A 24,899-nucleotide genomic window follows, 5' to 3' on the forward strand; every position below is an offset into this window, starting at 1 on the left:
GCGACGCCGAAGGCATCGCAGCTTCAAGATGTGTGCGTCCGCCGGCAACGACTCAGGCGAAGGCACGGGGCGCAAGGCCGACTCCCGAGACGACCTGGCCCAGCCGCCGTGCCAGCGCCGCGAGAAACGTGGCCTCGTGCTGCCGGATGAAAAAATGACCACCCTCGAACCAGTCCAGGGTGAAGAAGCCGCCGGACTCTTCCGACCAAGCGGCCATCTCTTGCGCGTCGATGTCGTCCTCGCGCCCAGCGAAGGCATGCACGGGCAGCGGCAGCTGAGGCTGGTTCGCCACATCGCCGTGGTCGTAGCTGCGGCAGACGCGATAGTCGGCACACATCACATCCAGCGTGATGCGCATGAGCTCTGCGTTGGCGAATACCTCCTCGGGCGTGCCGCCCTGCTTGCGCAGCTCGGCAATCAGGGAGGCGTCGTCTTCCTTGCCGTCGAAACGCTCAGGATTGCGCCGCGAAGGTGCAGCGCAGCCAGACACCAGCAGCGCGCGCGGCAAAGGCCGTTGCAATGCCTGGAGCTTGCGGGCAACCCCATACACCAGCAGCGCGCCCATGCTGTGCCCGAAGATTGCGAAGTTGCCGTGCATCGCAGTGGCCTGCTCGGCGCACAGACGGGTGACCAAAGCATCGAAGTCTTCGACGAAGGCTTCGCCCATGCGGGCGCCGCGCCCCGGCAACTCCACCGGCACGAGATGGACCCAGGCCGGCAGGAAACGGCGCCAACGCAGGTACATCGTGGCGCTCGCGCCGGCGCACGGCAGGCACAACAGTGTGAGAGGCGCCCGTGAGGTCATCAGCCGGCCACGTTCCCCGCGACTGGTGCGCCTGCCTGCAGCTCTTGCTGCTGCATCCAGTCGCGCAGCGACCTGGGCCGCATGTCGGTCCAGTGGCCTTCGACGTAGGCGAGGACGGTTTTCTTGTCGCCCTTGACCCCCTCGACGGCCGCCCATCCGGCGGGAACGGCCTTCCAGTGGGGCCAGATCGAGTGCTGGTCTTCGCGATTGACCAGAACGATGAAGGTCTCGTCTTCGCGGTCAAAGCAACTGGTCGACATCGGTGCATCCTTGTGTGATTGAACAGAAGGAGCGCCCGGTGGCCGGTCGTGGACCGCATCGAATCGCGGCGCCCCTGCCAACAGGACGCTTCGCGGGCCAATCTGTTCATTTCACGATGCGCCCGCGGGCACGATCGCATTCGCCGGGCTTTGACGGCGAGGCAGGAGCAGGAACGCGCGGCGCGGCGCGCGTTCGCATGGCGTCTGGCGTTAGTTGTTGGCCTGAGGCGCGGCGTCGGGCGATTCGTCGCCATCACCGAAGTCATTGGCCGGCGGCACGAAGCCCGCGAGCAGCCAGAGCTGCGCGGCCTTGTCGTAGGCGCGGCGATGCGAAGGCTCGGCGAGGAGCCAGGCCGTCATTTCGGTGCGTGCCGCATCGTCGAAGCGCTCGCGATCGTGTTCGCGCTGCACCCAATCCCATGCGGTGTTCCAGATGGGATCGTCTTTTTCCTGAGTCATTCTTGAAGCCGCTCGCGTTGTCCGTGCAGGCCGGGTCTGGAACGCTCCCTGCCAATGCACGCGTTCGCGCATTCTCGCGGGAAACGGGCCTGTCCCCTTCCGCGCCCGATGGCTGGCCTCTAACGCCCGTCGCTTTCGAGCAGCAGATGGCCGCAGGACTTGATGGCCGTCGCGGCCTCGGCGATCAGGCCGTTCACGAGGCCCAGCGCGCAACCCAGACGCGCGGCGATTTCGCGCTGTGTCAGGCCTTCGAGGCGGTAGAGCTCGAACACCAGCCGCGTTCTCGGGGCGAGCCCGCAGAGGACCTTGTCGATTGCGGTAATGACCTGGCGCTCGCACATCATGCGGTCAGGCGTGGCGGCGCCCGGCACGTCGAGCAGTTCCACGTCCACGTCGAAGGTGCGATAGCTGGCTTCGACGCGGTGACGGCGACAGTAGTCCAGCGCCATGTTGCGCACCACCTGGCAGCAATAGCCGATGGGACGGTCGGCATGCCGGACGCAGGGGCCATCGACGATCTTCAGGTAGGCGTCTTGCACGACATCGTCGGCCAGGTCCGCCGTGTTGACGATCTTCCGGGCCACGCGCCAGAGCTGGGGCCGGTTGGCGATGAATACCTCCCCGAGCGAAGGCTCGGACGAATGCACTGGCATGTTCAACACCTCTTCCTCCTGTGAGCGAGCCGAAACGGGCCGCAAGTCCGACGTACTACTTTCGATGCACAAATCTAAATAAGAATCATTTCTATATATATGCGGATTTCGAGTCATCTTGATGACCCTTTGGGATCAACTTTTAAACAAGTGTTGTGAGGCCCCCGGGAGCATTCGGCAACGCGAATCACGTGGCCCGGAGATCCGCTGGAAACGCGGAGCCCGGCATCGCATATGCGGGGGATCGCGATGATAGTCCACTTCGCACCGTGTCATCATCCACAAAATTTGCGATCGCGGCCAATGCGCTGCAGCCCCTTCATGCCAAGCGCCGCCTCTCTGCTTCCCTTGCCCGCGGGCGACATTCACCTCTGGTTCTGCTTTCACGGCAAGTCCGGCAGCCCTGCGTTGAACGAGGCCTGTCGCGCGTTGTTGACGCCCGACGAGCTGTCGAAGCAAGACCGTTTCCACTTCGCGAGCGACCGTTATCGCTACCTGCTGACGCGAGCATTGGTGCGCTCGGTGCTGTCGCGCTATGCGCCGGTGCACGCACAAGCCTGGCGTTTCGCCCTCGGCCCTTTCGGACGTCCTCGCGTCGAGACGCCCATCGTCGAAGAAGGCCACGGCCTGGACTTCAACCTGAGCCACGCCGACGGCCTCATCGTGCTGGCGCTCGCGCGACATATCGACCTGGGCGTCGATGCCGAAAACGTCGGACGCAAGGCGGCGCTCGATGTTGCCGATCACTTCTTCTCGCCCGTCGAAGCAAAAGCATTGGGCGCACTGCCACCCGCTCTCCAGTCCGAACGCTTCTTCGAGCTGTGGACATTGAAAGAGAGCTACATCAAGGCACGCGGCATGGGCTTGCAGATCCCGCTCGACAGCTTCAGCTTCGCGCTGGACGAGAACGACTGCACCATCGAATTCGCGCTCGCAGATTCGAGCGATGACGCGGCGCAACGCTGGCATTTCTGGCAATTCCAGCCGACCCCCGAGCACTTGGTGGCCCTGTGCGCTGCGCCGGAAAAATCGACCACCACACGCATCGTGTGCCGTGAGGTCGCACCGCTGCAATGGGAGAGGCCATTGGAGGTTCGCGCGACCCGCGAAAGCGCGCCCATCTAAAATCCTGCCCCTCTCCCCGATCCCCTCCCCATGAACATCGTCGTCAACGAAGAACTCAAAGCCTATATCGATCCACTGACTCCGGAGGAACACGAAGCACTCGAACGGAGCATCCTCACAGAAGGCTGCCGCGACGCACTGGTGCTGTGGGGCGACGTGCTGGTAGACGGCCACAACCGCTACGGCATCTGCCAGAAACACGACCTGCCCTTTCAGACGGTACAGAACACGCGCTTCAAGAGCATCGATGACGTGCACCTCTGGATGATCGACCAGCACCTGGGCCGGCGCAGCATCTCGGACTTCCTGCGCGGCGTTCTGGCGCTGAGAAAAAAGGACATCGTCGACGAGCAGCGCGCCCGCGCATCATCGGCCGAGCAACCCTCCTCTTCCGATGCGCCGTTCGATGTCGACACGCCAACAGGCGAAGCATCCGCCGACGCCCCGGCGATGCCCCCTCAGGCGCCCATGAACAGCCGTGAAGCCATCGCCAAGGCCGCGCGGCTGAGCAGCAGCCAAGTCGGCATGATCGAAAAGATTCAGAAGCAGGCGGCGCCTGAACTGGTGGCGGCCGTGAAGTCGGGCGTCATCTCCATCAACACCGCTGCAGCCGTCGCAACCCTGCCGGCCGAAGAACAAGTCTTCGCCGCGAACGCAGGCAAGGACGAACTCAAGCAGGCCGCCAAGCGCGTGCGTGAATCGAAGAAGAAGCCGCGCGAAGAGTCGCCCGAAGCGGAAGCGGACGAATCGCAGGCCAAGCCCGACGCCACCCAGTTGCTGGAGCAGCGCGTGGCCGAACTCACGGCCGAAAACGAAGACCTGCGCAGGCAAGTGGCCGAGCTGCGGGCACAACTCGGCCAGTAAAGGCCTCACTCTGCCTGCGCCGGCAGGCTGCTTAGAGCTGGATCTCGCTGATCTTCGCGCCCGACAGCGAGACGCCGGCTTCCAGACCCACGTTGGTCATCACGAAGCCCACCACCGGTTGGCGGATCGTGTTGGTGTCGACATTGCCATTGGCACCGATGGTCGCGACAGCCACTGTCGCATCCGCGCCGGCCGTCCAGCCCTTGCTGTTGCGGAACTTGTCCAGCGCCGCCTGCGTGGTGAACAGGTAGATCACCGCCTTCGATTGCGCGCCGGCCTGGAAGCCGATCGAGCCTGCGGTGGTGCTGTAGTACGACTGCGTGCGGCCGTTCACGCGCAACGCGCCGCGACCATATTCGGCGCCCACACCCATGCTAGCCCCGACGACGGCGGGAAACACCAGCACGCCGCTCGACTTGGCGACCAGCTCGCGCGATCCGCGCACCGAGTCATACAGCTTGGACAAAGACGCGTCGACCTGCGCGTCGATGGATGTGCGCGAAGACGTGCTGCTCGCCTGATCCTGCGGCCGCGTGGTGGTGCAGCCGACAAAAGCAATGCTGCCGATCACAACGGCGGACGAGAGCGCAAGCGTGCGGAGGTTCATGGTGTTCATGACGAAATCCTTTGCAAAGAACATGGATCGACGAAGAAATCACTGCCATCTGCGGCAGCTGCGACCCATGCTAATTCCGGGAAACCGTGGCAAATCCGACTTGGGGAGTCGGCCTACGTGAAGTCACGCCGTCGGCGAACGCGCACCCGATGCGCATTGGAAATCGAGCAAAACCTTCCATCCGTAATCTAGTGTTTTTATTTGCAACAAGTGTTATATTTTCGACGTCACACATATTGATAAAACTTTAGCTCTCATTTCGACCCACGCCATGCGCGTTTCATCTTCGAAATTCCCCATAGAGAGCCTTAAGTTGCAATCAAACCGGCCTACTCGCCCCAAATTGGTGCTTTTGGTTCCAGGCGAATCTTTCGCCCGCCTGCACCGCTCTGCCCCCATTCGCTGCACGCGCCGGTCATGACCACAGCAGCCAATCCCGCGACCAAAGGCCAACGCGCCTTGCTGAGCTTCAGCGTCGAGGGGTTGCCGCCCCGGGAAGAACTGCTGTTCAGGTCCCTGGTGCGATTGCTCGACCACCGGACCCATCAACACTGGGCGTGGAAGGCCGAATCGGCCGATCTGCGGGTCGTCGGCGAGCCACTGGCGACAGAAGAAATCCCGGCCAAGGCGGTGCCGGTATTGGCCGTCGGCCATGTCGATCCGCAGCGCGGCGGCCATTTCCTTGCGTTGCCGCTCCATGCCGACGTGCTGGAGCACACGCTCAACAGCCTGGGCGCCATGGTCGTCCATGCCCGCGGACTGGGCCTGGCATCGTCGGCCGGGCACATCGCGCAAGACGACGAGTTTCGGCTGCTGCGCTGGCCGCCCGCTGCCATGCTCGAGGCGCCCCTTCGCATCCGGCTTGCCACGTTGATGACCGGCCGGCCGACCAGCCTTCTTCTGCTGCAGCAGCGTTCAGGATTCGCGCAGCAGGACTGCCTGGACTTCCTGCTCGACCTGCTGCGTGCCGACCTGCTCGAAAGCACCCGCCAGGGCCCGGCCTCCGCCCCGGCACCTGAAGCGCTACCCGTCGAAAGCCGCCCCGCAGCCTTGCCACGCGACCCGGTGCAACCCGGCCTGCTGGCCCGTATCCGCAGCCGCCTCGGCCTTTTGCCGACAGGGCACAAATGACAGTCGAACACAAGATCCTCTTCACCGGCACCATGGGCGCCGGCAAGACCACCGCCATCGCGGCCGTGAGCGAGATACCACCGGTCAGCACCGACGTGCGCAACAACGACGCTTCCGTCGCCAAGGCCACCACCACCGTCGGACTCGACTACGGCGAACTCACGCTCGACAACGGCGAGAAGCTGCGCCTGTACGGCACGCCCGGCCAGATGCGCTTCGACTTCATGTGGCGCATCCTGGGTCGCGGCGCGCTCGGCGTGGTGATCCTGATCGACAACAGCCGGCCGGACCCGCTGGCCGATCTCGACATCTACCTCGACGGCTTTGCCGACCTGATTGCACAGACCTCCTGCGTGGTGGCGGTGGGCCGCATGGAAGCGCATCCGAAACCGGGCATCGATGCCTACGCCCGGCACCTGGAGATCAAGGGCGTGCTGTGCCCGGTGCTGCCGGCCAACGTCACCGACCCGCCACAAGTCGTCCAGTTGCTGGAGCTGCTGCTGCTCCAACTCGAAACCTGAACTCTCCCCTCATTCCAAAGCAGCCATGAACATAACTCCAAAAATCAAGCTCGCCGCCGAATCCGCCATCGACACGCTGATGCGTGAGATCAAGGGCGTGAAGGCCGTGGTCATTTCAACGGAAGACGGCCTCGAACTGGCCGCTCGCGTGGAGAACACCGCGCAGGTGGCGCGCCTGTCCGCCATCGCCAGTTCGCTGGCGGCACTGGGTGCCGTCGCGGGCGAAGAGAGCCATCTGGGTGACTGCGACAACGTGACCATCGAGGCCACCCACGGCCACATCCTGATGCTGCAGGCCCGCCATCCCGAGGTCACGCTGATCGTGAGCGTGGTCGCGGGCCGCGACGCGATCATCGGCCAGGTCCTTTACTTCGCGAAGCAGGCGACGCTGTCGCTGCAGAACGCCTGAGCGCGCCGCGCACTCGACACACCGTTTCGACTCCGGCTGCCGCCCATCTCTTCGCCCGGGTGGTTGCCGACTTTCAGGGGCGAGGGACTAGGAAACATCTCGATGGCAAATATCAAGCAATCCATGGACGACCTGATGACTTGCGACGGCGCCCTGTGCGCGGCGCTGGTCGATTCGAGCAGCGGCATGATCCTGGGCCAGATCGGCTCGGGCGTGGATCTCGAAGTGGCGGCAGCCGGCAACACCGAAGTGGTTCGCGCCAAGCTCAAGACCATGCGCGACCTCGGCTTGAACGATGTCATCGAAGACATCCTCATCACGCTCGGCAAGCAGTACCACATCATTCGTCCGATGCAGAAGAAGGAAGGCCTGTTCGTGTACCTCGTGCTTGAAAAGAGCAAGTCGAACCTTGCCCTGGCCCGCCGCAAGACACTGGACGTGGAGCAGGGCCTGACGCTCTGAGAGATCGACAGCCGCAGCCGACCGGACCGTTCCGGGACGGCTGCGCAAGCGAAGGCCGATGGCAGGAACCCGGCAAGGTGCCCGCTTGCAGAAGTTCTTCAGTCCACGGCCATCTTGGACGGCGTCATGACCGCCCGCCACTCACCGGTTGGCTCTTGCGCGCAATCACCTGCATTTCCACCCACGCTTCGGGCACGGCGATGCCGGCCAGCATGGCCGTGCCGGTCGGCTTGCAGGGCAGCACCTCGGACAGCGTCGTCACCACCGCGCCCAGATGCTCGGTCCCCGCGACGATCAGCGTGTAGTTGACGATCTGCTCCAGCTGTCCGCCGCAGGCCTGCAGGTACTTGGCGATGTTGCGCACCATCAGGCGGGTCTGGTCTTCGGCGCTGACCGCGAGCTTCTGCGTGTCGTAGTCCATGCCGATGGTGCCCGAGACGAAGATCCATTCGTCGTCGAACATCGCGCGGCTGTAGGGCGCATTGACAAAGGGCAACGGAAAATCGGCGATCTGCATGGGAGTGGTCTCTCTTTCTTTCTCTGTGAATGGAAATTCCGGCTCAGGACCGGGTCATCTCGCGCGCGATGGCGCGGGCGTGGATGTCGGTGGAATCGAAGATGGGTGCGGAGCACGCAATCCAGGGCCACATGGCGCTCAGTTCGGTACAGCCCAGCACGATGCCTTCGGCGCCCCGTGCCACGAGCGCGTTGCACAGCGCCGAGACCACGGCGGCATCGGCGCGGTCGACTTCGCCCCGTGCCAGCGACCCGAAGATCGCCGCATCGAGCGCGCGCCGCTGTGCCGCATCGGGCAGCACCAGCTCGAAGCCCGCGCCCTCCCTCAGCATCTGGCCGAAGAACGGCGCGTCGAGCGCAAAGCTCGTCGCCAGCAGGCCGAGGCGGCGCATCGACGGATGCAGGGCGGCCACGGCATCGCCGGTTTCGCGCGCCACGTGCACCAGCGGCACACCCGCTGCGGCCCGCACCGCATCGGCGGCGAAGTGGCCGGTGTTCGCAAGAATCGCGATGAGCTCCGCGCCCGCGGCGCGCGCCTGCCGTGCGGCGGTTTCCATCTGCGCGCGTGCATCGTCGGGGCGCCCCGCTGCCATGGCGGCATGGATGCCAGCGAAGTCCAGGCTCACGATCACGCAGCGGGCCGAATGCAGGCCGCCAAGTTCGCGCTGGATGTGTTCGTTCAACAAACGGTAGTAGCTGAGCGTGGATGGCCACGCGACGCCTCCGATCAGGCCCGCGACTTTCATGCGGCGTCTCCTTCAGTCGAGCTTGAAACCGAGCCTGCGGATCACCGGGCCGTAGCGGGTCAGGTCGCTGTCGATGCGAGCCTTGAGTGCGACTGCGCTGGTCTGCCCGGCCGGCTCGAAACCGAAGACCAGAAGTTTTTCGACCACATCGGGCTCGCGAATGGCCCGGTCGACGCCTTCGCCCACGCGCTTGGCTATCTCCGGCGGCAGACCCGCCGGCCCGACGACGCCGAACCACACCGAGAAATCGACGCCCTTGTAGCCCAGTTCGTCGAGCGTGGGCACATCGGGCAGGCCCGAGAAGCGACGGGCCGAAGTCACGGCAAGAATCTTCGCGCGCCCTGCCTTCACGAACTGCACATAGGGCGCCATGCCGTCGAAGGCGGCGTCGATGTCGCCCGCGATGGTGGCCTGCGCCACCTCGGCGCTGCCCTTGTAGGGCACGCGCGTGGTCTCGATGCCGGCACTGCGGTTGAACTCCTCCAGCGCCATCTGCGACAGGATCGCAGCCGCGCCGATGTTGATCTTCCCGGGGTCGGCCTTGGCGCGCTTCACCAGTTCATGCACATCGCCCACGCTGCCCGGATGGGCGCGCGCAATGACGGCCGTGGGTGAAGTGATCGCCAGTGCCACCGGCGTGAAGTCTTTCCTCGGGTCGTACGGCAGCCGGTTGTAGAGCGAGGGGTTGAGCACGAAGGTCTGGTCGATGGACCACAGCAGCGTGTAGCCGTCGGGCTGTGCCTTCATGACTTCTTGCGCGCCGATCAGCGTGTTGCCGCCCGGCTTGTTGTCGACCACCACCTGCTGGCCCAGTTGCGTCTGCAGCTTGGCGGCAATCAGCCGCGCCGCCACGTCGGCACCGCCGCCCGCCACGAAGGGCACCACCAGGCGGATCGGCCGCGTGGGCCATGCCGAAGAGGTGCCCTGCGCACCGGAAAGCACCGGAACGAGCCCTGCGAACAAGGCCACCAGCAGCCCCAGAAACCGACAGACACGTCGAGCATTCATCCATAAACTCCGTTCAAACCAAAGTGTTGCAACGCTAACGCCGCAGGGCAGGGTTTTCTATGCCGATCCAACCGCTGACTGTGCCGATCCAGCCCTCCCCGTTCGTCGCCGCGCTGCGCGAAGACGACTTCAATGCCGCACTGATCCGACTGCCCGCCGATCGCCCGCTTGCGCTGCCGGCCCTGCACGACGGCGCCAGCCGCGAGGTGCGCTGGCCTCGCGACGGCGGCCGCATCCTGCGGCTGCGCACTGCGCCGTGGGAAGGCGCCAGCGCGCTGTACTTCGACTTTCGCCTCAACGACGACCTGCATGTGCAGCTCCCGCCGGGCGACGAACTGCTGCTGACCTTCTTTCTCTCGGGCCATGTCACGGGCGAGATCGGCAGCGCGCAGGGCCGGCCGCTGGACTTTCGCGTCGACCGTGCCTTGCTGCGCACGCCGAACCGCGACGGCGGCTACCTCATTCATATTCCCGGCGCCTGCCGCAACAATTTCGTGCAGTTCCGCCTGCGGCGTGAACTGCTGCCGCGCTGGTTGCATGCACTGGGCGTGCGGCTGCCCGCACGGCAGATGAGCGAACTGGTCGACCGCGACGACGGCCGCGTGCTGTGCAACGCGGCGCTCACACCGCGCGTGCGCGACTGCCTGGCGCGCATCAGCGACGAACCCACCAACCGCCCTGCTTTCGTGCCGCTGTTCCATGCGCGCGCCACCGAACTGCTGACCTGCGTATTGCTCGACCTCAACCAGTTGCTGCGTCCCGCGCGCTCGAGCAACGGCGATGGCAGCGCCGCGGCCGCCAGCACGGTGCGCAGGCTGCGCGCGCTGCTCGGCGATGCTCCTGCGCGCACATGGACCGTCGATGAACTTGCACATCGGCTCGGCCTGCGCGCCGTCAGGCTGCAGGCGCATGTGCGAGAGGCCGAAGGCACGACCGTCTACGGCCTTCTGATGGCCGAGCGGATGGCGCTGGCAGCGCGCCTGCTGCGCGACACGCAACTCAGCGTGCAGGCCATTGCGGCCGAGGCGGGATGGGCCTGCCACAGTCGCTTTACCGCTGCATTCCGCCGGCACCACAGCGTGACACCGCGTGAGTACCGGCTGCGGCAAGCGCCGGCGGTCAACGCCGGAGCCTGAAAAACCAAGGCTCTGCTCGGCCTTCGGCAAAGCTCTCGCAGGGCTCGCAACGCCCACAACAAGAATCGCAATGCTCATGCAATGCCGATTCGTAGCATCGCGGGAATGGCGTGGTCGGTTTCGCTCGGCAATTCGCGACCGTGCGCCCACCCTCACCACGCGACCCCATGACACCCAACCCCACACGCCTGCCGCGCTATTCGACCGCCGGCGGCTCGTTGACCCGTTCCGGCGCCGAGCCCACCCGCGCACTCACATCGCCAGCAACCGGCGTTCGCCGCCTTGAGCTGCTCGATGCGCTGCGCGGCTTCGCGCTGTTCGGCGTGCTGATGGCCAACCTGCGCAGCTTCTCGCTCTTCGAATTTCTTACCCCCGCGGATCGGAGCGGCCTGCCCACCGCTGCATGGGACCGCGCCATCGAGATGGCCATGGAGCTGCTGGTCGATGCACGTTCGATCACGCTGTTCTCCCTGCTGTTCGGTGTCGGCTTCGCGATGCAGATGCGCCGGTCGACGGACACGGCGGATGGAACGCGTCGATACGTCCGGCGCATGCTGATCCTGCTGGCCATTGGCCTCGTGCATGCGTGGTTGTTCTGGTGGGGCGACATCCTGCGCTACTACGCGGTGTTCGGGCTGGTGCTGCTCGCATTCACAAGACTGTCACCGCGCATGCTGGCCGCGCTCGGCGTGTTCGTGGCTGTCGCAATGCCGGTGCTGCTGCAGCCGGTGCTGCCGGGCCTCCTGCCGACGCAGATCAGTCCTGCCCAATCGGCAGCGGGCGCGTTGACCGCCTTTGGCAGCGACCAGTGGTCCACGATGCTCGACGGCAACCTGACGCGCGACATGCGCATGCGCATCGCCGTGTGGTGGCTGCCGCTGTTCGTCTTCGGGCGGCTGCTGATCGGGGCGGCCATCGGCCGTGCGGGCGTGCTGCAGGAGTCGATCGCGCACCGGCGCTTCTGGGTGCGCCTGCTGGCCGCGAGCCTCGCAGTGAGTGTCGTCGCGACAGTGCTGCTGCTCCTGCGGGACCACGGCACCACGGGCATGGCGGCCGGATGGCTGCGAAGCGATGTGGGCAATGTCGTGACGCGCCTGCTGCGCCACCTGGCGCCGCTGGCGCAGGGCCTGTTCTACATGGCCGCCTTCGTGCTTCTGTTCCAGCGGGCCGCATGGCGGCACTGGCTGCGCAAGCTCGCGCCGACGGGACGCATGGCGCTGACCAACTACCTCGCGCAGACGCTGTTCGGCCTGGGCCTGTTCTATGGCATTGGCCTGGGCGCCGGGCCGCGCTTCGGACTCGTGGGCGTGGTGGCCTGCAGCGTCGTCATCTTCGGGTTGCAGGCCGCGTTCAGTTGCTGGTGGCTGACCCGTTTCAGGTTCGGACCGGCTGAATGGCTGTGGCGCAGCCTCGTCTACGGAAAGCCCCAATCCATGCGGCTGCCCGCCACGACCTGAGCGCTCGGCGGCATGACCGCCCGCGCGCAACAGCGCGAATGGCCAGCAGACCTACACACATTCCCGCAGCCCGATGACCCGAAGTCTGTGCTGACGCGCTAAGCTGGTGTGCCCGCCCCCACACCCTGAGGAAAGAACCCATGCCAGCGAACGCGAAAGTCACCGGAAATGTTGAGTACCGCGCCGGAGACGGCCCTTTGATCCTCATTCCCCAAGGACCCATCGAGATCGAGCTTGCGCCGGACAGCGCCGTGCTGAGCTGGGGTGACGCCGGCAGCACGCAGACCACGGCGATCCCCATCGCGGAGTACCAGCGCTACCTGGATGAAGGCGTCATCCAGCCCGACTGAGGCCTCTTGTGCCACGCCCATAAAAAACGGCCCCGAGGGGCCGTTTCCTTTTTCTGCACATGCGGCACAGGGCCGCAATGCATTACTTCTTCTTTGCGACCACGGCCTTCTTGGCGGCGGGTGCTGCAGCCTTCTTCGCTGCTGCTGCTGGCTTGGCTGCCGGCTTGGCTGCGGGCTTTGCAGCAGCCTTGGCAGTCGGCTTGGCTGCTGGCTTGGCTGCTGGCTTGGCCGTCACGACCTTGTCGGCCTTGCGCTTGGCGGCCTTCGGGTCCACGGCGGCCTTGAAGGCAGCGCCCGGCACGAACTTCGGCACCTTTTGTGCGGCGATCTTGATCTTGGTGCCGGCGCTGGGGTTGAAGCCCGAGCGTGCGGCACGCGCCACTTGCTTGAAGGTGCCGAAGCCGACGATCTGGACGGGGTCACCCTTCTTCACTGCGGCGACGATGGAGCCGGTCACGGTCTCCAGGATGCGCGCGGCTTCTGCCTTGCTGACGTTGTGGGCGGTGACGATTTTTTCGACGAGTTCGATACGGTTCAACTGAGTTCCTAATAGGTTTAATTCGCCATGTTGCCTATGGCGGCGCAGCAACGAATGCAAGCTGCAAGCGGGGCGGAGTTTATTCGACTGCGCGACCGTCCATGTAAAGGACACGATTCAAAGGCCCTTCAAACCATCGGTCGGGCATCGTTTCAAAGCGCCAAATAAGTGACCGTCACCCAACGGAAGGCCTGCAGGAGCCTATCGGATCGAACAAGCGTCCTCGAACGCGAGCCGCGGAAGCCTTGGGGAAATCTTGCTCGCATCACCGTAACCAGGTTGCAGAGAAAGTTGGCCTGCATGTCGCCATCCCCCAAAAGCAGTCGATTGACAGCCGCCTCGTCGAAGCTGGAATGCGCCCGCAGTCGAGCCCGAGTGCGCGTGCCGCGATCATCGAATGGGCTGCCTGAAGGCATCCGTTGCGGAATGCGGTGATCTCGGCCAGTGCGGCATTGGCAGCGAATCCGTCGAAGATCGCCGGCCGGTGCGAAAACTACTGGGCCGCGCGACGAACGAAACGGGTGTCGTGCGCCAGCACTGCGGTCACCGAGGCCGACATCGTCTTCTCGATATTGCCGGGGCTCAACGCGGGCAGCAGCGTCGTCTTGGCTTGCTGCGAGCTTGTACAGCGCCACCAGCGTTGCATCATCGACTGGCTTGTCCAGAATTCGCTCTGGCTGCGTGCCTCCGGGGGACAGGGGCTTCAGTGCGCGTTCGTCCAGCATGCTCGGCCTCTCGCTCCGTCGAATTCACCGATGGCGACTGCCGCAGCCAAGCCAAGTCACGGGCTTGCTCTTGATAACCATGTCCAGGTGCGGCAATCCACGAACGATGACCGTGGTTCGCATCGGCCAGTTGAAGAATCTCCGCGACATTGCGAATGCCTCTGCGGGCCTGCACGCCCACATCGCGTAGAGCCGCGCGGCCCTCGTTGACGCACCGGCCGATCGAGCCGTCCGGCAGACGGGCACTCACGCCAGAGAGGTAGATGAAGTCACCGGTGCAGCGCAGCAGCAACGACCGCAAGAAGAACCCGAACGACTATCGCAAGCTGACCATCGGCTATGGCCACAACACGATCGTTTTCGTGCGTCCCGAGGTGGACAGCATTCAGATACTTAGCGGTGCATTCGCGACTGCGCACATCAATGCAGACGACACCCTAACGATCACCGAACACGACTTTGAAGCAAATGCCGCCCTCGCTGCTGCCATGAAGCGGAGAGCGGCGCAGATCGATCACAACACGTACAACAAGAAGCTGCCACTCGGAGGTAACTGACCGAACTCGTGGGCAGGCCAACACCATCAACCCAAAAAGAAAAAGCCGCCGTGATTGCCCAGGGCGGCTTGGAAATGGCGGTCAAGTGCTATGCGTAGATCGACATCGCGATCAAGCAGCCAACGATGACAAGACCGGCAGCGATGATGCCAACCCGGAATCCTTGGTCGTCGCTTTTCAGCAGCCTGTACTCGAAGACGGCTCCAGCAATTCGCAACAACCAGAAGGAAAGAAACTCGCCCATACGCAGCAGGTTAGCGGACTTCGGATCTCACTCTTGAGGTGGATTGCAAAGTTTGAAATCCAAGCAAGACGGCCGTCATGAGTTTGGGCACGCCAGAAAGTGAAAAACCCTTGCAACTCATTGAGCTGCAAGGGTTTCTGACTGGCGGAGTGGACGGGACTCGAACCCGCGACCCCCGGCGTGACAGGCCGGTATTCTAACCAACTGAACTACCACTCCTGGTAGACAACGTTCACTCCTTGCGGAGCCAAGTGCTGACGACTTGTGCCGGCTTCACTTGCGTGAAACTGGCGACCCTACGGGGATTCGAACCCCGGTAGCCACCGTGAAAGGGTGGTGTCCTAGGCCTCTAGACGATAGGGTCAAAACCTTAGGAACTGTGCTGCGATCAGCACTTCTTCTCTTCTCGACACTTTGATGGTGGAGGTAAACGGGATCGAACCGATGACCTCTTGCATGCCATGCAAGCGCTCTCCCAGCTGAGCTATACCCCCGTGCCGGTGTCGAGCCTCAAATTATAGCCCGAAATTTCAGGCCTTTTTCAATCGTTCGATAACTTTTTCGCGGAAAAAAATTTCGAGGACTGAATCGAGGGACGGTGTCTGCGATGTTCCCATCACAAGCACTCGTACTGGCATCGCTAACACTGGCATTTTCAGCGTGTGTGTCGCGAGCACTTCCTTGATGATAACTGCGATTGAGGGCCTGTCCCAGGTCACCGTCATCAATTTTTCTGCGAGCGTTGCGATCGCGGGCTTCACTGCATCGGTGATGTGCTGCGCGCGATCGGCATCGCTCACTTCGATGTCCGCATAGAACGCTGCAGCCCAGTCGGCGAGTGCTACCGTGGTCTCGCAACGGTCCTTGAACAACGCGCAAATCGCGGGCAATCTTTCGTCGGCCACGACGCCGCGCTTTTGCAACTGTGCTGCAACAAGAGGCGCGAGTTCGTCGCCGGTCTTCGCCTTGATGTACTGCGCGTTGACCCATGCCAGCTTCGCTGCGTCCCACTGTGCAGGGCTCTTCGACAGGTGCGAACCGTCGAACCAGCTCACCATCTGTTCGCGCGTGAACAGCTCGTCATCGCCGTGGCTCCAGCCGAGGCGCGCGAGATAGTTCAGCATCGCTTCGGGCAGATAGCCGTTCTCTTCGTACGCAGTGACGCTCACGGCGCCGCGGCGCTTGGAAAGCTTCTGTCCATCGTCGCCAAGGATCACGGGCACATGACCGAACGCAGGCAGCGGTGCACCCAGCGCGCGGAAGATGTTGATCTGCCACGGCGTGTTGTTGATGTGCTCGTCACCACGGAACACATGCGTGATGTTCATGTCCCAGTCGTCGACCACCACCGCGAAGTTGTAGGTGGGCACACCGTCGGGCCGCAGGATGATGAGGTCGTCGATCTCGCGGTTGTTGATGGTGATCTCGCCCTTGACGAGGTCATTCCACGTCACGTCGCCTTCGGGCGGATTGCAAAAGCGCACCACCGGCGGCACGCCTTCGGGCACGGGCGGCAGCACCTTGCCCGGTGCCGGACGCCAGCGGCGGTCGTACAGCGTTTTCTCGTTGCGCGCGCGTTGCGCTTCACGCATCTCTTCAAGCTCGGCCGGCGTGCAGTAGCAGTGATAGGCCGTGCCGGCCGCGAGCATCTGCGCAATGACTTCGCGGTAGCGCTCCAGGCGCTGCATCTGGTAGATCGGGCCCTCGTCGTAGTCGAGGCCGAGCCAGTGCATCGAGGCGAGGATCTGATCGGTCGAGTCCTGCGTGGAGCGGGCCACGTCGGTGTCTTCGATGCGCAGAACGAACTCACCACCATGGTGACGTGCATAGGCCCACGAATAGAGCGCCGTGCGGGCCGTGCCCAGGTGAAGGAAGCCGGTGGGAGACGGTGCGATGCGGGTGCGAACTTTGCCGGTCATGAAAATCGATTCAGGAATTCAGTGTGCTCAGGCCGCGCTGCAGGTCGGCCGTGATGTCGTCGATGTACTCGAGGCCGACCGCCAGGCGGATCAGGCCCTGGCCGATGCCGGCGGCTTGGCGCTGTACTTCGGTCAGGCGCCCATGCGATGTCGTGCCGGGGTGCGTGATGATGGTCTTGGTGTCGCCCAGGTTGGTGGCGATGCTCACCACGCGCGTGCGGTTGATCACGTGGAAGGCATTGGCGCGCGCCGTCTCGGGATCGTCACCGACCACATCGAAGGACACGACCGCCCCGCCCTGCCCCGACTGTTGGCGCATGGCCAGCTCATGCTGCGGATGCGACGCCAGGCCCGGGTAGTACACCCGCGCGATGCCGGGCTGTGCTTCGAGCCAGCGCGCGACAGCCAGCGCATTGGCGCTCTGTGCCTGCATGCGGATGCCCAGCGTTTCCATGCCCTTGAGCACGACCCACGCATTGAACGGCGACAGCGCCATGCCGGCGGTGCGAACCACCGGACCGAACACGTCGACGATGAGCTTCGACGGGCCGCAGATCGCGCCGGCCATCACGCGGCCCTGGCCGTCGAGGTACTTGGTGCCGGAATGAATGACGAGGTCGGCACCGAGTTCGGTCGGACGCTGCAGCGCGGGCGTGCAGAAGCAGTTGTCGACCGCCAGCAGTGCGCCAGCGCCATGTGCCAGCTCGGCCAGCGCCTGGATGTCGCACACGTCGGTCAGCGGATTGGTCGGCGTTTCCGCGAACAGCAGCTTGGTGTTTGGCTTGAGGGCCGCACGCCATTCCGCCACGTCGGTCTGCGAGACGAAAGTGGTCTCGACACCGAACTTGGCGAACTCCTTGCCGAACAGGTTCAGCGTGGAACCGAACACCGAGCGCGAGCAGATCACATGGTCACCGGCCTTGAGCAGGCCCATGCACATCATGAGGATTGCACCCATGCCGGTGGAGGCGCCGATGGCCGCTTCCGTGCCTTCGAGCGCCGCAAGGCGCTGCTCGAAGCTGGCCACCGTGGGGTTGGAGGTGCGCGAGTAGGTAAAGCCCGCTTCGGTGCCGGCAAAGCGGCGCGCTGCGGTCTCGGCATCGGGCTGCACGAAGCCGCTCGTGAGGAAGAGCGCTTCGGAGTGTTCGCCGTGCTGGCTCGGTGCGAGACCCGTGCGCAGCGCGAGCGTGTCGCGGTGCAGTCCGGGCGGCAGGGTTCGTTCGTCGGTCAATTCAGCCCTCACTCGCTGGGGTTGGGGAGCGCAAGGCGCGAGGAATCTTCTTCGGTCTCTTCGACGCGGGGACGGTTGCCGTTCATGCGCGTGATGGCATCGGTATCGATGTCACCGGTCACGTAGACACCATCGAAGCAGGAGGCATCGAAGCCGTTGAGCTTCGGGTTAAGCGAGCCGATGGCGCGCTTCATCGCATCGACGTCCTGGTAGATCAGCGCATCGCAGCCGATCAGTTCACGGATTTCCTCGATGGTGCGGTCGTGCGCCACCAGTTCGTCCTTGGTCGGCATGTCGATGCCGTAGACGTTGGGGTAGCGCACCGGCGGCGCAGCGCTGGCCAGGTAGACCTTGCGGGCGCCAGCATCGCGCGCCATCTGCACGATCTCGCGGCTGGTGGTGCCACGCACGATGGAGTCGTCGACCAGCAGCACATTGCGGCCCTTGAACTCGCTGGCAATCACGTTGAGCTTCTGGCGCACCGACTTCTTGCGAACGCCCTGCCCCGGCATGATGAAGGTGCGGCCGACGTAGCGGTTCTTCACGAAGCCTTCGCGGTACGGCACGCCCAGCAGGTGCGCGAGTTGCGTGGCGCTCGGACGGCTCGATTCGGGGATCGGGATGATCACGTCGATCTGGTTCGGCGGCACCGTGGAGACCACGCGCTTGGCCAGCGTTTCACCGAGGTTCAGGCGCGCCTGGTAGACCGAGATGCCGTCGAGCACCGAGTCGGGCCGCGCCAGGTAGACGAACTCGAAGATGCAGGGGTTGAGCGTTGGCGACTCGGCGCATTGCATCGAGTGGACCTTGCCTTCCAGGTCGACAAACACCGCCTCGCCCGGATCGATGTTGCGTTCGAACACATGGCCCGAGCCTTCGAGCGCGACCGATTCGCTGGCCACCATCACCGTGCCATCTGCGCTGCGGCCCATCGACAACGGGCGAATGCCGTAGGGGTCGCGGAAAGCAAGCAGGCCATGGCCGGCAATCAGCGCGACCACGGCGTACGAGCCGCGCAGGCGCTTGTGCATGTTCTTGACCGCGGCGAACACTTCGGCCGGGTGCAGCGGCACACCGCGCGACGAGCGTTCCAGTTCGTGCGCCAGCACGTTGAGCAGCACTTCGGAGTCGCTCTCGGTGTTGGTGTGGCGGTGATCGGTCGAGAACAGTTCCGCGCGCAGTGCATGCGCGTTGGTCAGGTTGCCGTTGTGCACGAGCACGATGCCGAAAGGCGCGTTCACGTAGAAGGGCTGCGCCTCTTCTTCGCTGTACGCATTGCCCGCGGTCGGGTAGCGCACCTGGCCCAGGCCCACATTGCCCGGCAGCGCGCGCATGTTGCGGGTGCGGAACACGTCGCGCACCATGCCCTTGGCCTTGTGCATGAAGAACTTGCGTTCGAGCAAGGTCACGATGCCGGCCGCATCCTGGCCGCGATGCTGCAGGAGCAGCAGTGCGTCATAGAGCAACTGGTTGACGGGTGCGCTGCTGACAACGCCGACGATTCCACACATGAAACGATTCCTCTCAGGGCAGGTAGCTTGCCAACTTTTCGGGCAATGCGGGTTTCAGGCCCCGCAATGCCGCATCGAGAACAATGGCGCTGCGCGATTCATGCCACCAGGCACTGTCGCTCAACACCAGCAAATGAACAACGACCGCCAGCACGAGCAGGGCCACCGCACCCCGCGCTGCACCGAACGCTGCTCCCAAAATACGGTCTACGGGCCTCAGCCCCACCACGGTGATCAGCTTGCGCGTGAGCGAGGCCACCAGGCCCACGCCGAACGCCACCGCCACGAACACCAGCACGAAAGCCAATGGATAGCGCCATGTGGCGTCATGCTCGCCGAATGGCAGCCACGCCGCCACACCGGAAGCCAGCCACTGGGCAGCGATGAATGCGGCCACCCAGCCGATCAGGGAAATCACCTCGAACACCAGTCCGCGCACCAGGCCGAACAGCATCGACATCCCGATGAGCGCGACGGCGATCCAGTCGAGCAAGGCCACGGCTACAGGCAGTGGCGATTACAAGGTGAGGATCGCGGCCGACAAAGACAAGCCCTTGACGCGCTCGGCGGCCTTGTCCGCCTCGGCGCGTGAACCGAACGGACCGACACGCACACGCGTGCGCTCGCCATCGGCCGTTTTTGCCACGTTCACATAGGTCTTCAGGCCGGCCTTCTCGAGCTTCTGGCGCACTTCGCGCGCCTTGTCGGCATCGGCGAACGCGCCGACCTGGACCACGAAGCGACCGGCGCTTTCGTCGGCAGCAGCAGCCGGCTTGGGCGTCGCGGCGGTGACCGGCTTGCCTTCGAGCAATGCGCGGGCGCGGGCGCCATCGTCCACTGCGGCCGGCTTGGGCGTTGCGGGCTTGGGTTCCGGCTTGGGCTTGGGCTCGGGTTTGGGTTCCGGCTTGTGTTCGGGCTTCGGCTCCGGTTTGGGCTCGGGCTTCGGCTCAGGCTTGGGGTCGGGTTTGCGCTCGACGGGCGCTGCCGGCGAGGTGCTGGCCACCGGCTTGCCCGGATCGATCACGGTGCCGTCGGCGGTCTCGGTGATCATGCCGCCGGCCGAGGATGCGGCCGCGACGCGCGATCCGTTGTCGGGCGCGGCAGGTGCAGTGCTGACGGCAGGCGCCGGCGTGGCGGGCACGGGCAGCGGCTTGACCTTGTTGCGGTCGGGAATTTCTATTGGAATGTCGACCGACACCGGACGCGGCTGTGTATCGAACAGCAGCGGAAAACCGATCACGCCCAGCAGCACCAGCACCGCTGCGCCGAGCAGCCGGTGGCGCGCACGACGACGCATGGTTTCGACACTTTCCGCGGGAACTGCGGCCGGGGCGCCACGTCCTTCGTTGCCTTGCGGGCCGCGCGTGCGGAACTTGAAAAACGCCATGAAGTTCGATCCCTGAAGGAGTGCAGCGAGGTGACGCCAGAGGTGTGGACAGCCCGGCGATCAACCGCCTGGCAGCAGGTGTTTGGCTTGCAGCCGGGGGGTGCCGTTTTCGAGCACGCCACCCACGGTGAAGAACGATCCGAAGACGACGATTCTATCAGCGGGGTCTGCCTGCTCGATGGCTGCGCGCAACGCTTCCATCGGGCTTGCGTGCACGCTGCCCGAGGCATCGGTGCGCGTGTTCTGCGCCTGCCAGGCGGCCAGCAGATCGGCCGCCTTGGCCGCGCGCGGCGTGGGCAGGTCGGTGAAGTACCAGCGGTCGATCAGCGGTCCGATGCGGGCCAGGATCGGCGCGAGGTCCTTGTCGGCCATGACGCCGAACACGCCATGCGTCGTGGGAGAGAAGCCCATCGCATCGAGGTTCTCGGCCAGCGCCGCGACGGCATGGGCGTTGTGTGCCACGTCGAGCACCAGCGTGGGCTCGCCCGGCACGATCTGGAAGCGGCCCGGCAGCTCGACCATGGCCAGGCCGTTGCGCACGGCCTGCGCCGTGATCGGCAACTGCGGCCGCAGGGCTTCGAGCGCCGCGAGCACGCCCGCCGCATTGATGAGCTGGTTGGCACCGCGCAGCGCTGGATAGGCCAGCCCGCTGTAGCGCCGGCCGCGGCCCGACCAGCCCCACTGCTGCTTGTCGCCCGACACGTTGAAGTCGGTGCCAAAGCGCCACAGGTCGGCGCCGATGGCGTTCGCGTGGTCGATCACGCTTTGCGGCGGCATCGGGTCGCTCACGATGGCCGGCTTGCCGGCGCGCAGGATGCCGGCCTTTTCAAAGCCGATGCTCTCGCGGTCGGGCCCGAGGTATTCCATGTGGTCGAGGTCGATGCTGGTGATGACCGCACAGTCGGCGTCGATGATGTTGACCGCGTCGAGCCGGCCGCCGAGGCCGACTTCGAGGATCGCCACATCGGGCTTTTCCTCGATCATGCAATGCAGGATGCCGAGCGTCGTGAACTCGAAGTAGGTCAGGGGCATGTCGCCACGCGCCTTCTCCACCGCTTCGAAGCTTGCTATCAGTTTGGAAGCATCGACCGCCTCGCCTTTGAGCCGCAGCCGCTCCTCGAAGCGCACCAGGTGCGGCGAGGTGAAGACGGCCGTGCGGTAGCCCGCGTGCGTCAGGATCGACTCGAGCATGGCGCAGGTCGAGCCCTTGCCATTCGTGCCCGCCACCGTGATGACGGGGCAGTCGAAGCGCAGGCCGAGGCGTTGCGCCATCTCTTTGGCACGTTCGAGCCCGAGTTCGATGTTCTTGGGATGGAGTTGCTCGGCGCGCGCGAGCCAGTCGTTAAGGGTTTCCATGGAGGCCGGCATTGTCGCCGACCCGCCGCCCGGGGCATCATGGCGGGCATGACAACCCTATACGGCATCCCGAACTGCGACACCGTCAAGCGCGCCCGCGCCTGGCTCGATGAACATGGTGTGGCCTACACCTTCCACGATTTCAAGAAACAAGGCGTGCCCGAAGCCGAGCTCGACCAATGGCTGAAGAAGCCCGGTTGGGAGGCCCTGGTCAACCGCAAGGGCACCACCTGGCGAAAGCTGGACGACGCCACCCGCAACGCGGTGGTCGACGCGGCTTCCGCCCGCCCCGTACTGCTGGCCAACCCCAGCCTGATCAAGCGGCCGGTGGTCAATTGGGGCGCCAAAACCGGCGTGACAACCGGATTCGACGCCGACGCCTGGGCTGTCAACGCCGTGTAAACCCCGGAACCCGCCTCTTCGCCGGACCTCCAACCGCTCTCTGCAGGAGAGATACACCATGAACAAACACCTTTTTCGCACCCTTGCCGGCCTTTCCGTGGCCGGCGCGCTCGCGGGCGGAGCCGGCCTCGTGCATGCCCAGCAGGCGCAGTATGTCCAGGCCCGGGTGATTTCGGCCACGCCGATCCGCGAATCGACCGGCAGCGACGTCAACTACAACGTCACCTACGAATACAACGGCCGCCAATACACCACCCGCACCGCCACTCGCCCGGGCTCGACCATCGCGGTCCAGGCCAGCGCGTATGGCGTGACCACCTCGCCGGTCGCACCGCAATCGCAAATGCAGGGTTACCCGGTCGAAGCCGGCAACGGCCAGCAGTACCAGCAGTCGGGCGGCTCGCCCTGGGACAACGTCGTGCCCGAACCGGGCGTGGTGGTTGGCGCGGGCGGCCCTCCTCCCGTGTATGTGCAGCCAGCCCCTGTCTATGCGGCGCCGGTCTACGTCGATCCTGGCTATGCCTACGGTTACGGCTATCCCTATGCCTATCCGCCGGTCGGCATTTCGCTGAACCTGGGCTATTCGCGCGGCTGGGGTGGCGGCTATTACCGTGGCGGTGGCTACGGCTATCGCGGCTACGGCGGTTTCCGCGGCGGCTGGCACCGCTGAGCGGGCGGGGGTTCGTCAACCCCCTAAAATCGAGGACTTTTCCAACCCTTGACGGGTGCGCCGCCGGTGCGGTGCGTCCTCGATCAGCCGTCCGCCCAGGCGCCGGCGCCACCCAATGACGACGATTACCGACACAATCAACAGCGCCGCAGTGGCCACCAAGGCCAATGTGTACTTCGACGGCAAGTGCGTGAGCCACAACCTCACGCTCGCGGACGGCACGAAAAAATCGGTCGGCGTGATCCTTGCGTCCACCCTCACCTTCAACACCGGCGCCCCTGAAATCATGGAAGGCGCTGGCGGCAGTTGCGAATACCTGCTCGCAGGCACCACCGAATGGGTCGCCTCCGGCCCCGGCCAGAAGTTCAACGTGCCTGGCAATTCGAGCTTCCAGATCCGGGTGACCGGCGAGCCCTACAGCTACATCTGCCATTTCGGCTGAACCGGGACCTGACATGTCGACCATTCTCCAAAACGTTCCCGCCGGCCAGAAGGTCGGCATTGCCTTTTCCGGCGGCCTGGACACCAGCGCGGCGCTCCACTGGATGCGCAACAAGGGCGCCATTCCCTACGCCTACACCGCCAACCTCGGCCAGCCCGACGAGCCCGACTACGACGAGATCCCGCGCAAGGCGATGCTCTACGGCGCGGAGAACGCCCGCCTGATCGACTGCCGCGTGCAGCTCGCCAACGAAGGCATCGCCGCCCTGCAGGCCGGTGCCTTTCACGTCACCACTGCCGGCGTCACCTACTTCAACACCACGCCGCTGGGCCGCGCGGTGACCGGCACGATGCTCGTGTCGGCCATGAAGGAAGACGACGTCAACATCTGGGGCGATGGCAGCACCTACAAGGGCAACGACATCGAGCGCTTCTACCGCTACGGTCTGCTCACCAACCCTGCACTGAAGATCTACAAGCCCTGGCTCGACCAGGTCTTCATCGACGAACTCGGCGGCCGCACCGAAATGTCCGAATTCATGCAGAAGGCCGGCTTCGCCTACAAGATGTCGTCCGAGAAAGCCTACTCGACCGACTCGAACATGCTGGGCGCCACGCACGAAGCCAAAGACCTGGAGCACCTGAACAGCGGCATGCAGATCGTGCAGCCCATCATGGGCGTCGCGTTCTGGAAGGACGAAGTCGAGGTCAAGCGCGAAACGGTGTCGGTGCGCTTCGAGGAAGGCGTGCCGGTCGCGCTGAACGGCAAGAGCTTCCCGAGCCTGGTCGAACTGATCCTCGAAGCCAACCGCATCGGCGGCCGCCACGGCCTGGGCATGAGCGACCAGATCGAGAACCGCATCATCGAAGCCAAGAGCCGCGGCATCTACGAAGCCCCGGGCCTGGCGTTGCTGTTCATTGCCTACGAGCGCCTCGTCACCGGCATCCACAACGAGGACACGATCGAGCAGTACCGCGACAGCGGCCGCCGCCTCGGCCGCCTGCTGTACCAGGGTCGCTGGTTCGACCCGCAAGCCATCATGCTGCGCGAGACGGCGCAACGCTGGGTGGCGCGCGCCATCACCGGCGAAGTGACAGTCGAGCTGCGCCGCGGCAACGACTACTCGATCATGAACACCGAGTCGCCCAACCTCACGTACAAGCCCGAGCGCCTGAGCATGGAAAAGGTCGAAGGCGCATTCACGCCGCTGGATCGCATCGGCCAGCTCACGATGCGCAACCTCGACATCATCGACACGCGCGAAAAGCTGGCGATCTACACCCGCACCGGCCTGCTGACGGCAAGCGAAGGCGCCTCGCTCCCGAAGCTGACCAACGACGGCGACGCAAGCTGACCGGCTGAATGCCATGCTGCCCTTCGGGGCAGAAACAACGACGGG

General features: G+C 64.7%; 30 protein-coding genes, 3 tRNA genes and 1 pseudogene. 14 read left to right on the forward strand and 20 right to left on the reverse strand.

Annotation, left to right across the window (positions count from 1 at the left end; all coding sequences use genetic code 11):
* Positions 1-52: 52 nt before the first annotated feature.
* The 4 genes from H7F35_RS01755 to H7F35_RS01770 form a co-directional block, all read right to left on the reverse strand.
* Positions 53-805 (reverse strand): thioesterase II family protein, encoded by a 753-nt coding sequence (locus H7F35_RS01755; RefSeq protein ID WP_187111278.1) that lies wholly within the window; start codon positions 803-805, stop codon positions 53-55.
* Positions 805-1,065: an MbtH family protein gene (locus H7F35_RS01760; protein ID WP_187111279.1), complete on the reverse strand. Its 261-nt coding sequence runs from the start codon at positions 1,063-1,065 to the stop codon at positions 805-807. The genes H7F35_RS01755 and H7F35_RS01760 overlap by 1 nt, the downstream gene beginning before the upstream one ends.
* Before the next feature lie 210 nt (positions 1,066-1,275).
* Positions 1,276-1,524, reverse strand: coding sequence for a DUF4880 domain-containing protein (locus H7F35_RS01765; RefSeq protein ID WP_187111280.1), 249 nt, complete (start codon positions 1,522-1,524; stop codon positions 1,276-1,278).
* Between the two features lie 119 nt (positions 1,525-1,643).
* Positions 1,644-2,177 (reverse strand): sigma-70 family RNA polymerase sigma factor, encoded by a 534-nt coding sequence (locus H7F35_RS01770; protein WP_187111281.1) that lies wholly within the window; start codon positions 2,175-2,177, stop codon positions 1,644-1,646.
* A 321-nt stretch (positions 2,178-2,498) separates the two neighbouring features.
* Between H7F35_RS01770 and H7F35_RS01775 the strand changes: the two genes are divergently transcribed.
* Together H7F35_RS01775 and H7F35_RS01780 are read left to right on the forward strand one after the other, a co-directional pair.
* Complete coding sequence (locus tag H7F35_RS01775) at positions 2,499-3,302, forward strand: 4'-phosphopantetheinyl transferase family protein (protein ID WP_187111282.1); 804 nt, start codon at positions 2,499-2,501, stop codon at positions 3,300-3,302.
* 30 nt (positions 3,303-3,332) lie between these two features.
* Entirely contained in the window at positions 3,333-4,166 is an 834-nt protein-coding gene (locus tag H7F35_RS01780) for a plasmid replication/partition related protein (RefSeq protein WP_187111283.1), read from the forward strand.
* Positions 4,167-4,197: 31 nt separating this feature from the next.
* Here H7F35_RS01780 and H7F35_RS01785 read toward each other — a convergent pair whose 3' ends face one another.
* A complete protein-coding gene (locus H7F35_RS01785) occupies positions 4,198-4,782 on the reverse strand; it encodes a YSC84-related protein (protein WP_187111284.1) in 585 nt (194 codons plus the stop codon).
* A gap of 417 nt (positions 4,783-5,199) precedes the next feature.
* Between H7F35_RS01785 and H7F35_RS01790 the strand changes: the two genes are divergently transcribed.
* The 4 genes from H7F35_RS01790 to H7F35_RS01805 all read left to right on the forward strand — a co-directional run bounded on the left by H7F35_RS01790 (position 5,200) and on the right by H7F35_RS01805 (position 7,305).
* Entirely contained in the window at positions 5,200-5,913 is a 714-nt protein-coding gene (locus tag H7F35_RS01790; RefSeq protein WP_187111285.1) for a hypothetical protein, read from the forward strand.
* Positions 5,910-6,434, forward strand: coding sequence for a GTP-binding protein (locus H7F35_RS01795; RefSeq protein WP_187111286.1), 525 nt, complete (start codon positions 5,910-5,912; stop codon positions 6,432-6,434). The genes H7F35_RS01790 and H7F35_RS01795 overlap by 4 nt, the downstream gene beginning before the upstream one ends.
* A gap of 25 nt (positions 6,435-6,459) precedes the next feature.
* Complete coding sequence (locus tag H7F35_RS01800; RefSeq protein WP_187111287.1) at positions 6,460-6,843, forward strand: roadblock/LC7 domain-containing protein; 384 nt, start codon at positions 6,460-6,462, stop codon at positions 6,841-6,843.
* A gap of 102 nt (positions 6,844-6,945) precedes the next feature.
* Complete coding sequence (locus tag H7F35_RS01805; protein ID WP_187111288.1) at positions 6,946-7,305, forward strand: hypothetical protein; 360 nt, start codon at positions 6,946-6,948, stop codon at positions 7,303-7,305.
* Between the two features lie 124 nt (positions 7,306-7,429).
* Here H7F35_RS01805 and H7F35_RS01810 read toward each other — a convergent pair whose 3' ends face one another.
* From H7F35_RS01810 to H7F35_RS01820, 3 genes are read right to left on the reverse strand one after another with little or no spacing between them, the layout of a single operon-like run.
* Positions 7,430-7,822, reverse strand: a complete 393-nt coding sequence (locus tag H7F35_RS01810; protein ID WP_187111289.1) for a Rid family hydrolase — start codon at positions 7,820-7,822, stop codon at positions 7,430-7,432.
* Positions 7,823-7,865: 43 nt separating this feature from the next.
* On the reverse strand, positions 7,866-8,567 hold the full coding sequence (locus H7F35_RS01815) for an aspartate/glutamate racemase family protein (RefSeq protein ID WP_187111290.1): 702 nt from the start codon (positions 8,565-8,567) through the stop codon (positions 7,866-7,868).
* Between the two features lie 12 nt (positions 8,568-8,579).
* On the reverse strand, positions 8,580-9,575 hold the full coding sequence (locus tag H7F35_RS01820; RefSeq protein ID WP_187111291.1) for a Bug family tripartite tricarboxylate transporter substrate binding protein: 996 nt from the start codon (positions 9,573-9,575) through the stop codon (positions 8,580-8,582).
* A gap of 59 nt (positions 9,576-9,634) precedes the next feature.
* On the opposite strand from H7F35_RS01820, the gene H7F35_RS01825 reads away from it, so the two are divergent.
* The 3 genes from H7F35_RS01825 (at position 9,635) to H7F35_RS01835 (ending at position 12,518) form a co-directional block, all read left to right on the forward strand.
* On the forward strand, positions 9,635-10,711 hold the full coding sequence (locus tag H7F35_RS01825; RefSeq protein WP_187111292.1) for a helix-turn-helix transcriptional regulator: 1,077 nt from the start codon (positions 9,635-9,637) through the stop codon (positions 10,709-10,711).
* A gap of 167 nt (positions 10,712-10,878) precedes the next feature.
* A complete protein-coding gene (locus tag H7F35_RS01830) occupies positions 10,879-12,168 on the forward strand; it encodes a DUF418 domain-containing protein (RefSeq protein ID WP_187111293.1) in 1,290 nt (429 codons plus the stop codon).
* A 197-nt stretch (positions 12,169-12,365) separates the two neighbouring features.
* Positions 12,366-12,518 (forward strand): hypothetical protein, encoded by a 153-nt coding sequence (locus tag H7F35_RS01835; RefSeq protein ID WP_261803489.1) that lies wholly within the window; start codon positions 12,366-12,368, stop codon positions 12,516-12,518.
* Positions 12,519-12,696: 178 nt separating this feature from the next.
* On the opposite strand, the pseudogene H7F35_RS01840 reads toward H7F35_RS01835, so the two are convergent.
* Both H7F35_RS01840 and H7F35_RS01845 read right to left on the reverse strand, forming a co-directional pair.
* Positions 12,697-13,056 (reverse strand): annotated as a pseudogene (locus H7F35_RS01840) (HU family DNA-binding protein); the annotation flags it as partial.
* Positions 13,057-13,549: 493 nt separating this feature from the next.
* On the reverse strand, positions 13,550-13,705 hold the full coding sequence (locus H7F35_RS01845) for a hypothetical protein (RefSeq protein ID WP_187111295.1): 156 nt from the start codon (positions 13,703-13,705) through the stop codon (positions 13,550-13,552).
* 339 nt (positions 13,706-14,044) lie between these two features.
* Between H7F35_RS01845 and H7F35_RS01850 the strand changes: the two genes are divergently transcribed.
* Positions 14,045-14,338: a hypothetical protein gene (locus H7F35_RS01850; RefSeq protein WP_187111296.1), complete on the forward strand. Its 294-nt coding sequence runs from the start codon at positions 14,045-14,047 to the stop codon at positions 14,336-14,338.
* An 88-nt stretch (positions 14,339-14,426) separates the two neighbouring features.
* Here the strand turns inward: H7F35_RS01850 and H7F35_RS01855 are convergent, their stop codons facing one another.
* From H7F35_RS01855 to folC, 10 genes are all read right to left on the reverse strand, one after another.
* Positions 14,427-14,582 (reverse strand): hypothetical protein, encoded by a 156-nt coding sequence (locus H7F35_RS01855; RefSeq protein WP_187111297.1) that lies wholly within the window; start codon positions 14,580-14,582, stop codon positions 14,427-14,429.
* Positions 14,583-14,724: 142 nt separating this feature from the next.
* A tRNA-Asp gene (locus H7F35_RS01860) sits at positions 14,725-14,801 on the reverse strand.
* A 69-nt stretch (positions 14,802-14,870) separates the two neighbouring features.
* A tRNA-Glu gene (locus H7F35_RS01865) sits at positions 14,871-14,946 on the reverse strand.
* 54 nt (positions 14,947-15,000) lie between these two features.
* Positions 15,001-15,076: transfer RNA gene (locus H7F35_RS01870), tRNA-Ala, on the reverse strand.
* Between the two features lie 36 nt (positions 15,077-15,112).
* Entirely contained in the window at positions 15,113-16,501 is a 1,389-nt protein-coding gene (gltX, locus tag H7F35_RS01875; protein WP_187111298.1) for a glutamate--tRNA ligase, read from the reverse strand.
* A gap of 10 nt (positions 16,502-16,511) precedes the next feature.
* Positions 16,512-17,732, reverse strand: coding sequence for an O-succinylhomoserine sulfhydrylase (locus tag H7F35_RS01880; RefSeq protein WP_187111299.1), 1,221 nt, complete (start codon positions 17,730-17,732; stop codon positions 16,512-16,514).
* An 8-nt stretch (positions 17,733-17,740) separates the two neighbouring features.
* Complete coding sequence (gene purF, locus H7F35_RS01885) at positions 17,741-19,243, reverse strand: amidophosphoribosyltransferase (protein WP_187111300.1); 1,503 nt, start codon at positions 19,241-19,243, stop codon at positions 17,741-17,743.
* Positions 19,244-19,256: 13 nt separating this feature from the next.
* Positions 19,257-19,742, reverse strand: coding sequence for a CvpA family protein (locus H7F35_RS01890; protein WP_187111301.1), 486 nt, complete (start codon positions 19,740-19,742; stop codon positions 19,257-19,259).
* A gap of 18 nt (positions 19,743-19,760) precedes the next feature.
* Positions 19,761-20,630, reverse strand: a complete 870-nt coding sequence (locus tag H7F35_RS01895) for an SPOR domain-containing protein (protein WP_187111302.1) — start codon at positions 20,628-20,630, stop codon at positions 19,761-19,763.
* Between the two features lie 60 nt (positions 20,631-20,690).
* Complete coding sequence (gene folC, locus H7F35_RS01900; RefSeq protein WP_187111303.1) at positions 20,691-21,998, reverse strand: bifunctional tetrahydrofolate synthase/dihydrofolate synthase; 1,308 nt, start codon at positions 21,996-21,998, stop codon at positions 20,691-20,693.
* A gap of 36 nt (positions 21,999-22,034) precedes the next feature.
* Here folC and H7F35_RS01905 point away from each other — a divergent pair, with 36 nt between their 5' ends.
* The 4 genes from H7F35_RS01905 (at position 22,035) to argG (ending at position 24,854) form a co-directional block, all read left to right on the forward strand.
* On the forward strand, positions 22,035-22,388 hold the full coding sequence (locus tag H7F35_RS01905; protein WP_187111304.1) for an ArsC family reductase: 354 nt from the start codon (positions 22,035-22,037) through the stop codon (positions 22,386-22,388).
* A gap of 58 nt (positions 22,389-22,446) precedes the next feature.
* The gene (locus tag H7F35_RS01910; protein WP_187111305.1) at positions 22,447-23,058 is read left to right on the forward strand and encodes a hypothetical protein; all 612 of its coding nucleotides are present in this window, start codon (positions 22,447-22,449) and stop codon (positions 23,056-23,058) included.
* Positions 23,059-23,173: 115 nt separating this feature from the next.
* Entirely contained in the window at positions 23,174-23,500 is a 327-nt protein-coding gene (locus tag H7F35_RS01915; RefSeq protein WP_187111306.1) for a pyrimidine/purine nucleoside phosphorylase, read from the forward strand.
* A gap of 13 nt (positions 23,501-23,513) precedes the next feature.
* A complete protein-coding gene (argG, locus tag H7F35_RS01920) occupies positions 23,514-24,854 on the forward strand; it encodes an argininosuccinate synthase (RefSeq protein ID WP_187111307.1) in 1,341 nt (446 codons plus the stop codon).
* Positions 24,855-24,899 lie beyond the last annotated feature (45 nt).

It is taken from the genome of Variovorax sp. PAMC26660 (assembly GCF_014302995.1).
Classification (GTDB): Bacteria; Pseudomonadota; Gammaproteobacteria; order Burkholderiales; family Burkholderiaceae_C; genus Variovorax.

Coding starts and splice junctions, on each gene's coding strand:
- H7F35_RS01755 (WP_187111278.1), bottom strand. CDS start 805: ATGACCTCACGGGCGCCTCTCACACTGTTGTGCCTGCCGTGCGCCGGC.
- H7F35_RS01760 (WP_187111279.1), bottom strand. CDS start 1,065: ATGTCGACCAGTTGCTTTGACCGCGAAGACGAGACCTTCATCGTTCTG.
- H7F35_RS01765 (WP_187111280.1), bottom strand. CDS start 1,524: ATGACTCAGGAAAAAGACGATCCCATCTGGAACACCGCATGGGATTGG.
- H7F35_RS01770 (WP_187111281.1), bottom strand. CDS start 2,177: ATGCCAGTGCATTCGTCCGAGCCTTCGCTCGGGGAGGTATTCATCGCC.
- H7F35_RS01775 (WP_187111282.1), top strand. CDS start 2,499: ATGCCAAGCGCCGCCTCTCTGCTTCCCTTGCCCGCGGGCGACATTCAC.
- H7F35_RS01780 (WP_187111283.1), top strand. CDS start 3,333: ATGAACATCGTCGTCAACGAAGAACTCAAAGCCTATATCGATCCACTG.
- H7F35_RS01785 (WP_187111284.1), bottom strand. CDS start 4,782: ATGAACACCATGAACCTCCGCACGCTTGCGCTCTCGTCCGCCGTTGTG.
- H7F35_RS01790 (WP_187111285.1), top strand. CDS start 5,200: ATGACCACAGCAGCCAATCCCGCGACCAAAGGCCAACGCGCCTTGCTG.
- H7F35_RS01795 (WP_187111286.1), top strand. CDS start 5,910: ATGACAGTCGAACACAAGATCCTCTTCACCGGCACCATGGGCGCCGGC.
- H7F35_RS01800 (WP_187111287.1), top strand. CDS start 6,460: ATGAACATAACTCCAAAAATCAAGCTCGCCGCCGAATCCGCCATCGAC.
- H7F35_RS01805 (WP_187111288.1), top strand. CDS start 6,946: ATGGCAAATATCAAGCAATCCATGGACGACCTGATGACTTGCGACGGC.
- H7F35_RS01810 (WP_187111289.1), bottom strand. CDS start 7,822: ATGCAGATCGCCGATTTTCCGTTGCCCTTTGTCAATGCGCCCTACAGC.
- H7F35_RS01815 (WP_187111290.1), bottom strand. CDS start 8,567: ATGAAAGTCGCGGGCCTGATCGGAGGCGTCGCGTGGCCATCCACGCTC.
- H7F35_RS01820 (WP_187111291.1), bottom strand. CDS start 9,575: ATGAATGCTCGACGTGTCTGTCGGTTTCTGGGGCTGCTGGTGGCCTTG.
- H7F35_RS01825 (WP_187111292.1), top strand. CDS start 9,635: ATGCCGATCCAACCGCTGACTGTGCCGATCCAGCCCTCCCCGTTCGTC.
- H7F35_RS01830 (WP_187111293.1), top strand. CDS start 10,879: ATGACACCCAACCCCACACGCCTGCCGCGCTATTCGACCGCCGGCGGC.
- H7F35_RS01845 (WP_187111295.1), bottom strand. CDS start 13,705: ATGATGCAACGCTGGTGGCGCTGTACAAGCTCGCAGCAAGCCAAGACG.
- H7F35_RS01850 (WP_187111296.1), top strand. CDS start 14,045: ATGAAGTCACCGGTGCAGCGCAGCAGCAACGACCGCAAGAAGAACCCG.
- H7F35_RS01855 (WP_187111297.1), bottom strand. CDS start 14,582: ATGGGCGAGTTTCTTTCCTTCTGGTTGTTGCGAATTGCTGGAGCCGTC.
- gltX (WP_187111298.1), bottom strand. CDS start 16,501: ATGACCGGCAAAGTTCGCACCCGCATCGCACCGTCTCCCACCGGCTTC.
- purF (WP_187111300.1), bottom strand. CDS start 19,243: ATGTGTGGAATCGTCGGCGTTGTCAGCAGCGCACCCGTCAACCAGTTG.
- H7F35_RS01895 (WP_187111302.1), bottom strand. CDS start 20,630: ATGGCGTTTTTCAAGTTCCGCACGCGCGGCCCGCAAGGCAACGAAGGA.
- folC (WP_187111303.1), bottom strand. CDS start 21,998: ATGCCGGCCTCCATGGAAACCCTTAACGACTGGCTCGCGCGCGCCGAG.
- H7F35_RS01905 (WP_187111304.1), top strand. CDS start 22,035: ATGACAACCCTATACGGCATCCCGAACTGCGACACCGTCAAGCGCGCC.
- H7F35_RS01910 (WP_187111305.1), top strand. CDS start 22,447: ATGAACAAACACCTTTTTCGCACCCTTGCCGGCCTTTCCGTGGCCGGC.
- H7F35_RS01915 (WP_187111306.1), top strand. CDS start 23,174: ATGACGACGATTACCGACACAATCAACAGCGCCGCAGTGGCCACCAAG.
- argG (WP_187111307.1), top strand. CDS start 23,514: ATGTCGACCATTCTCCAAAACGTTCCCGCCGGCCAGAAGGTCGGCATT.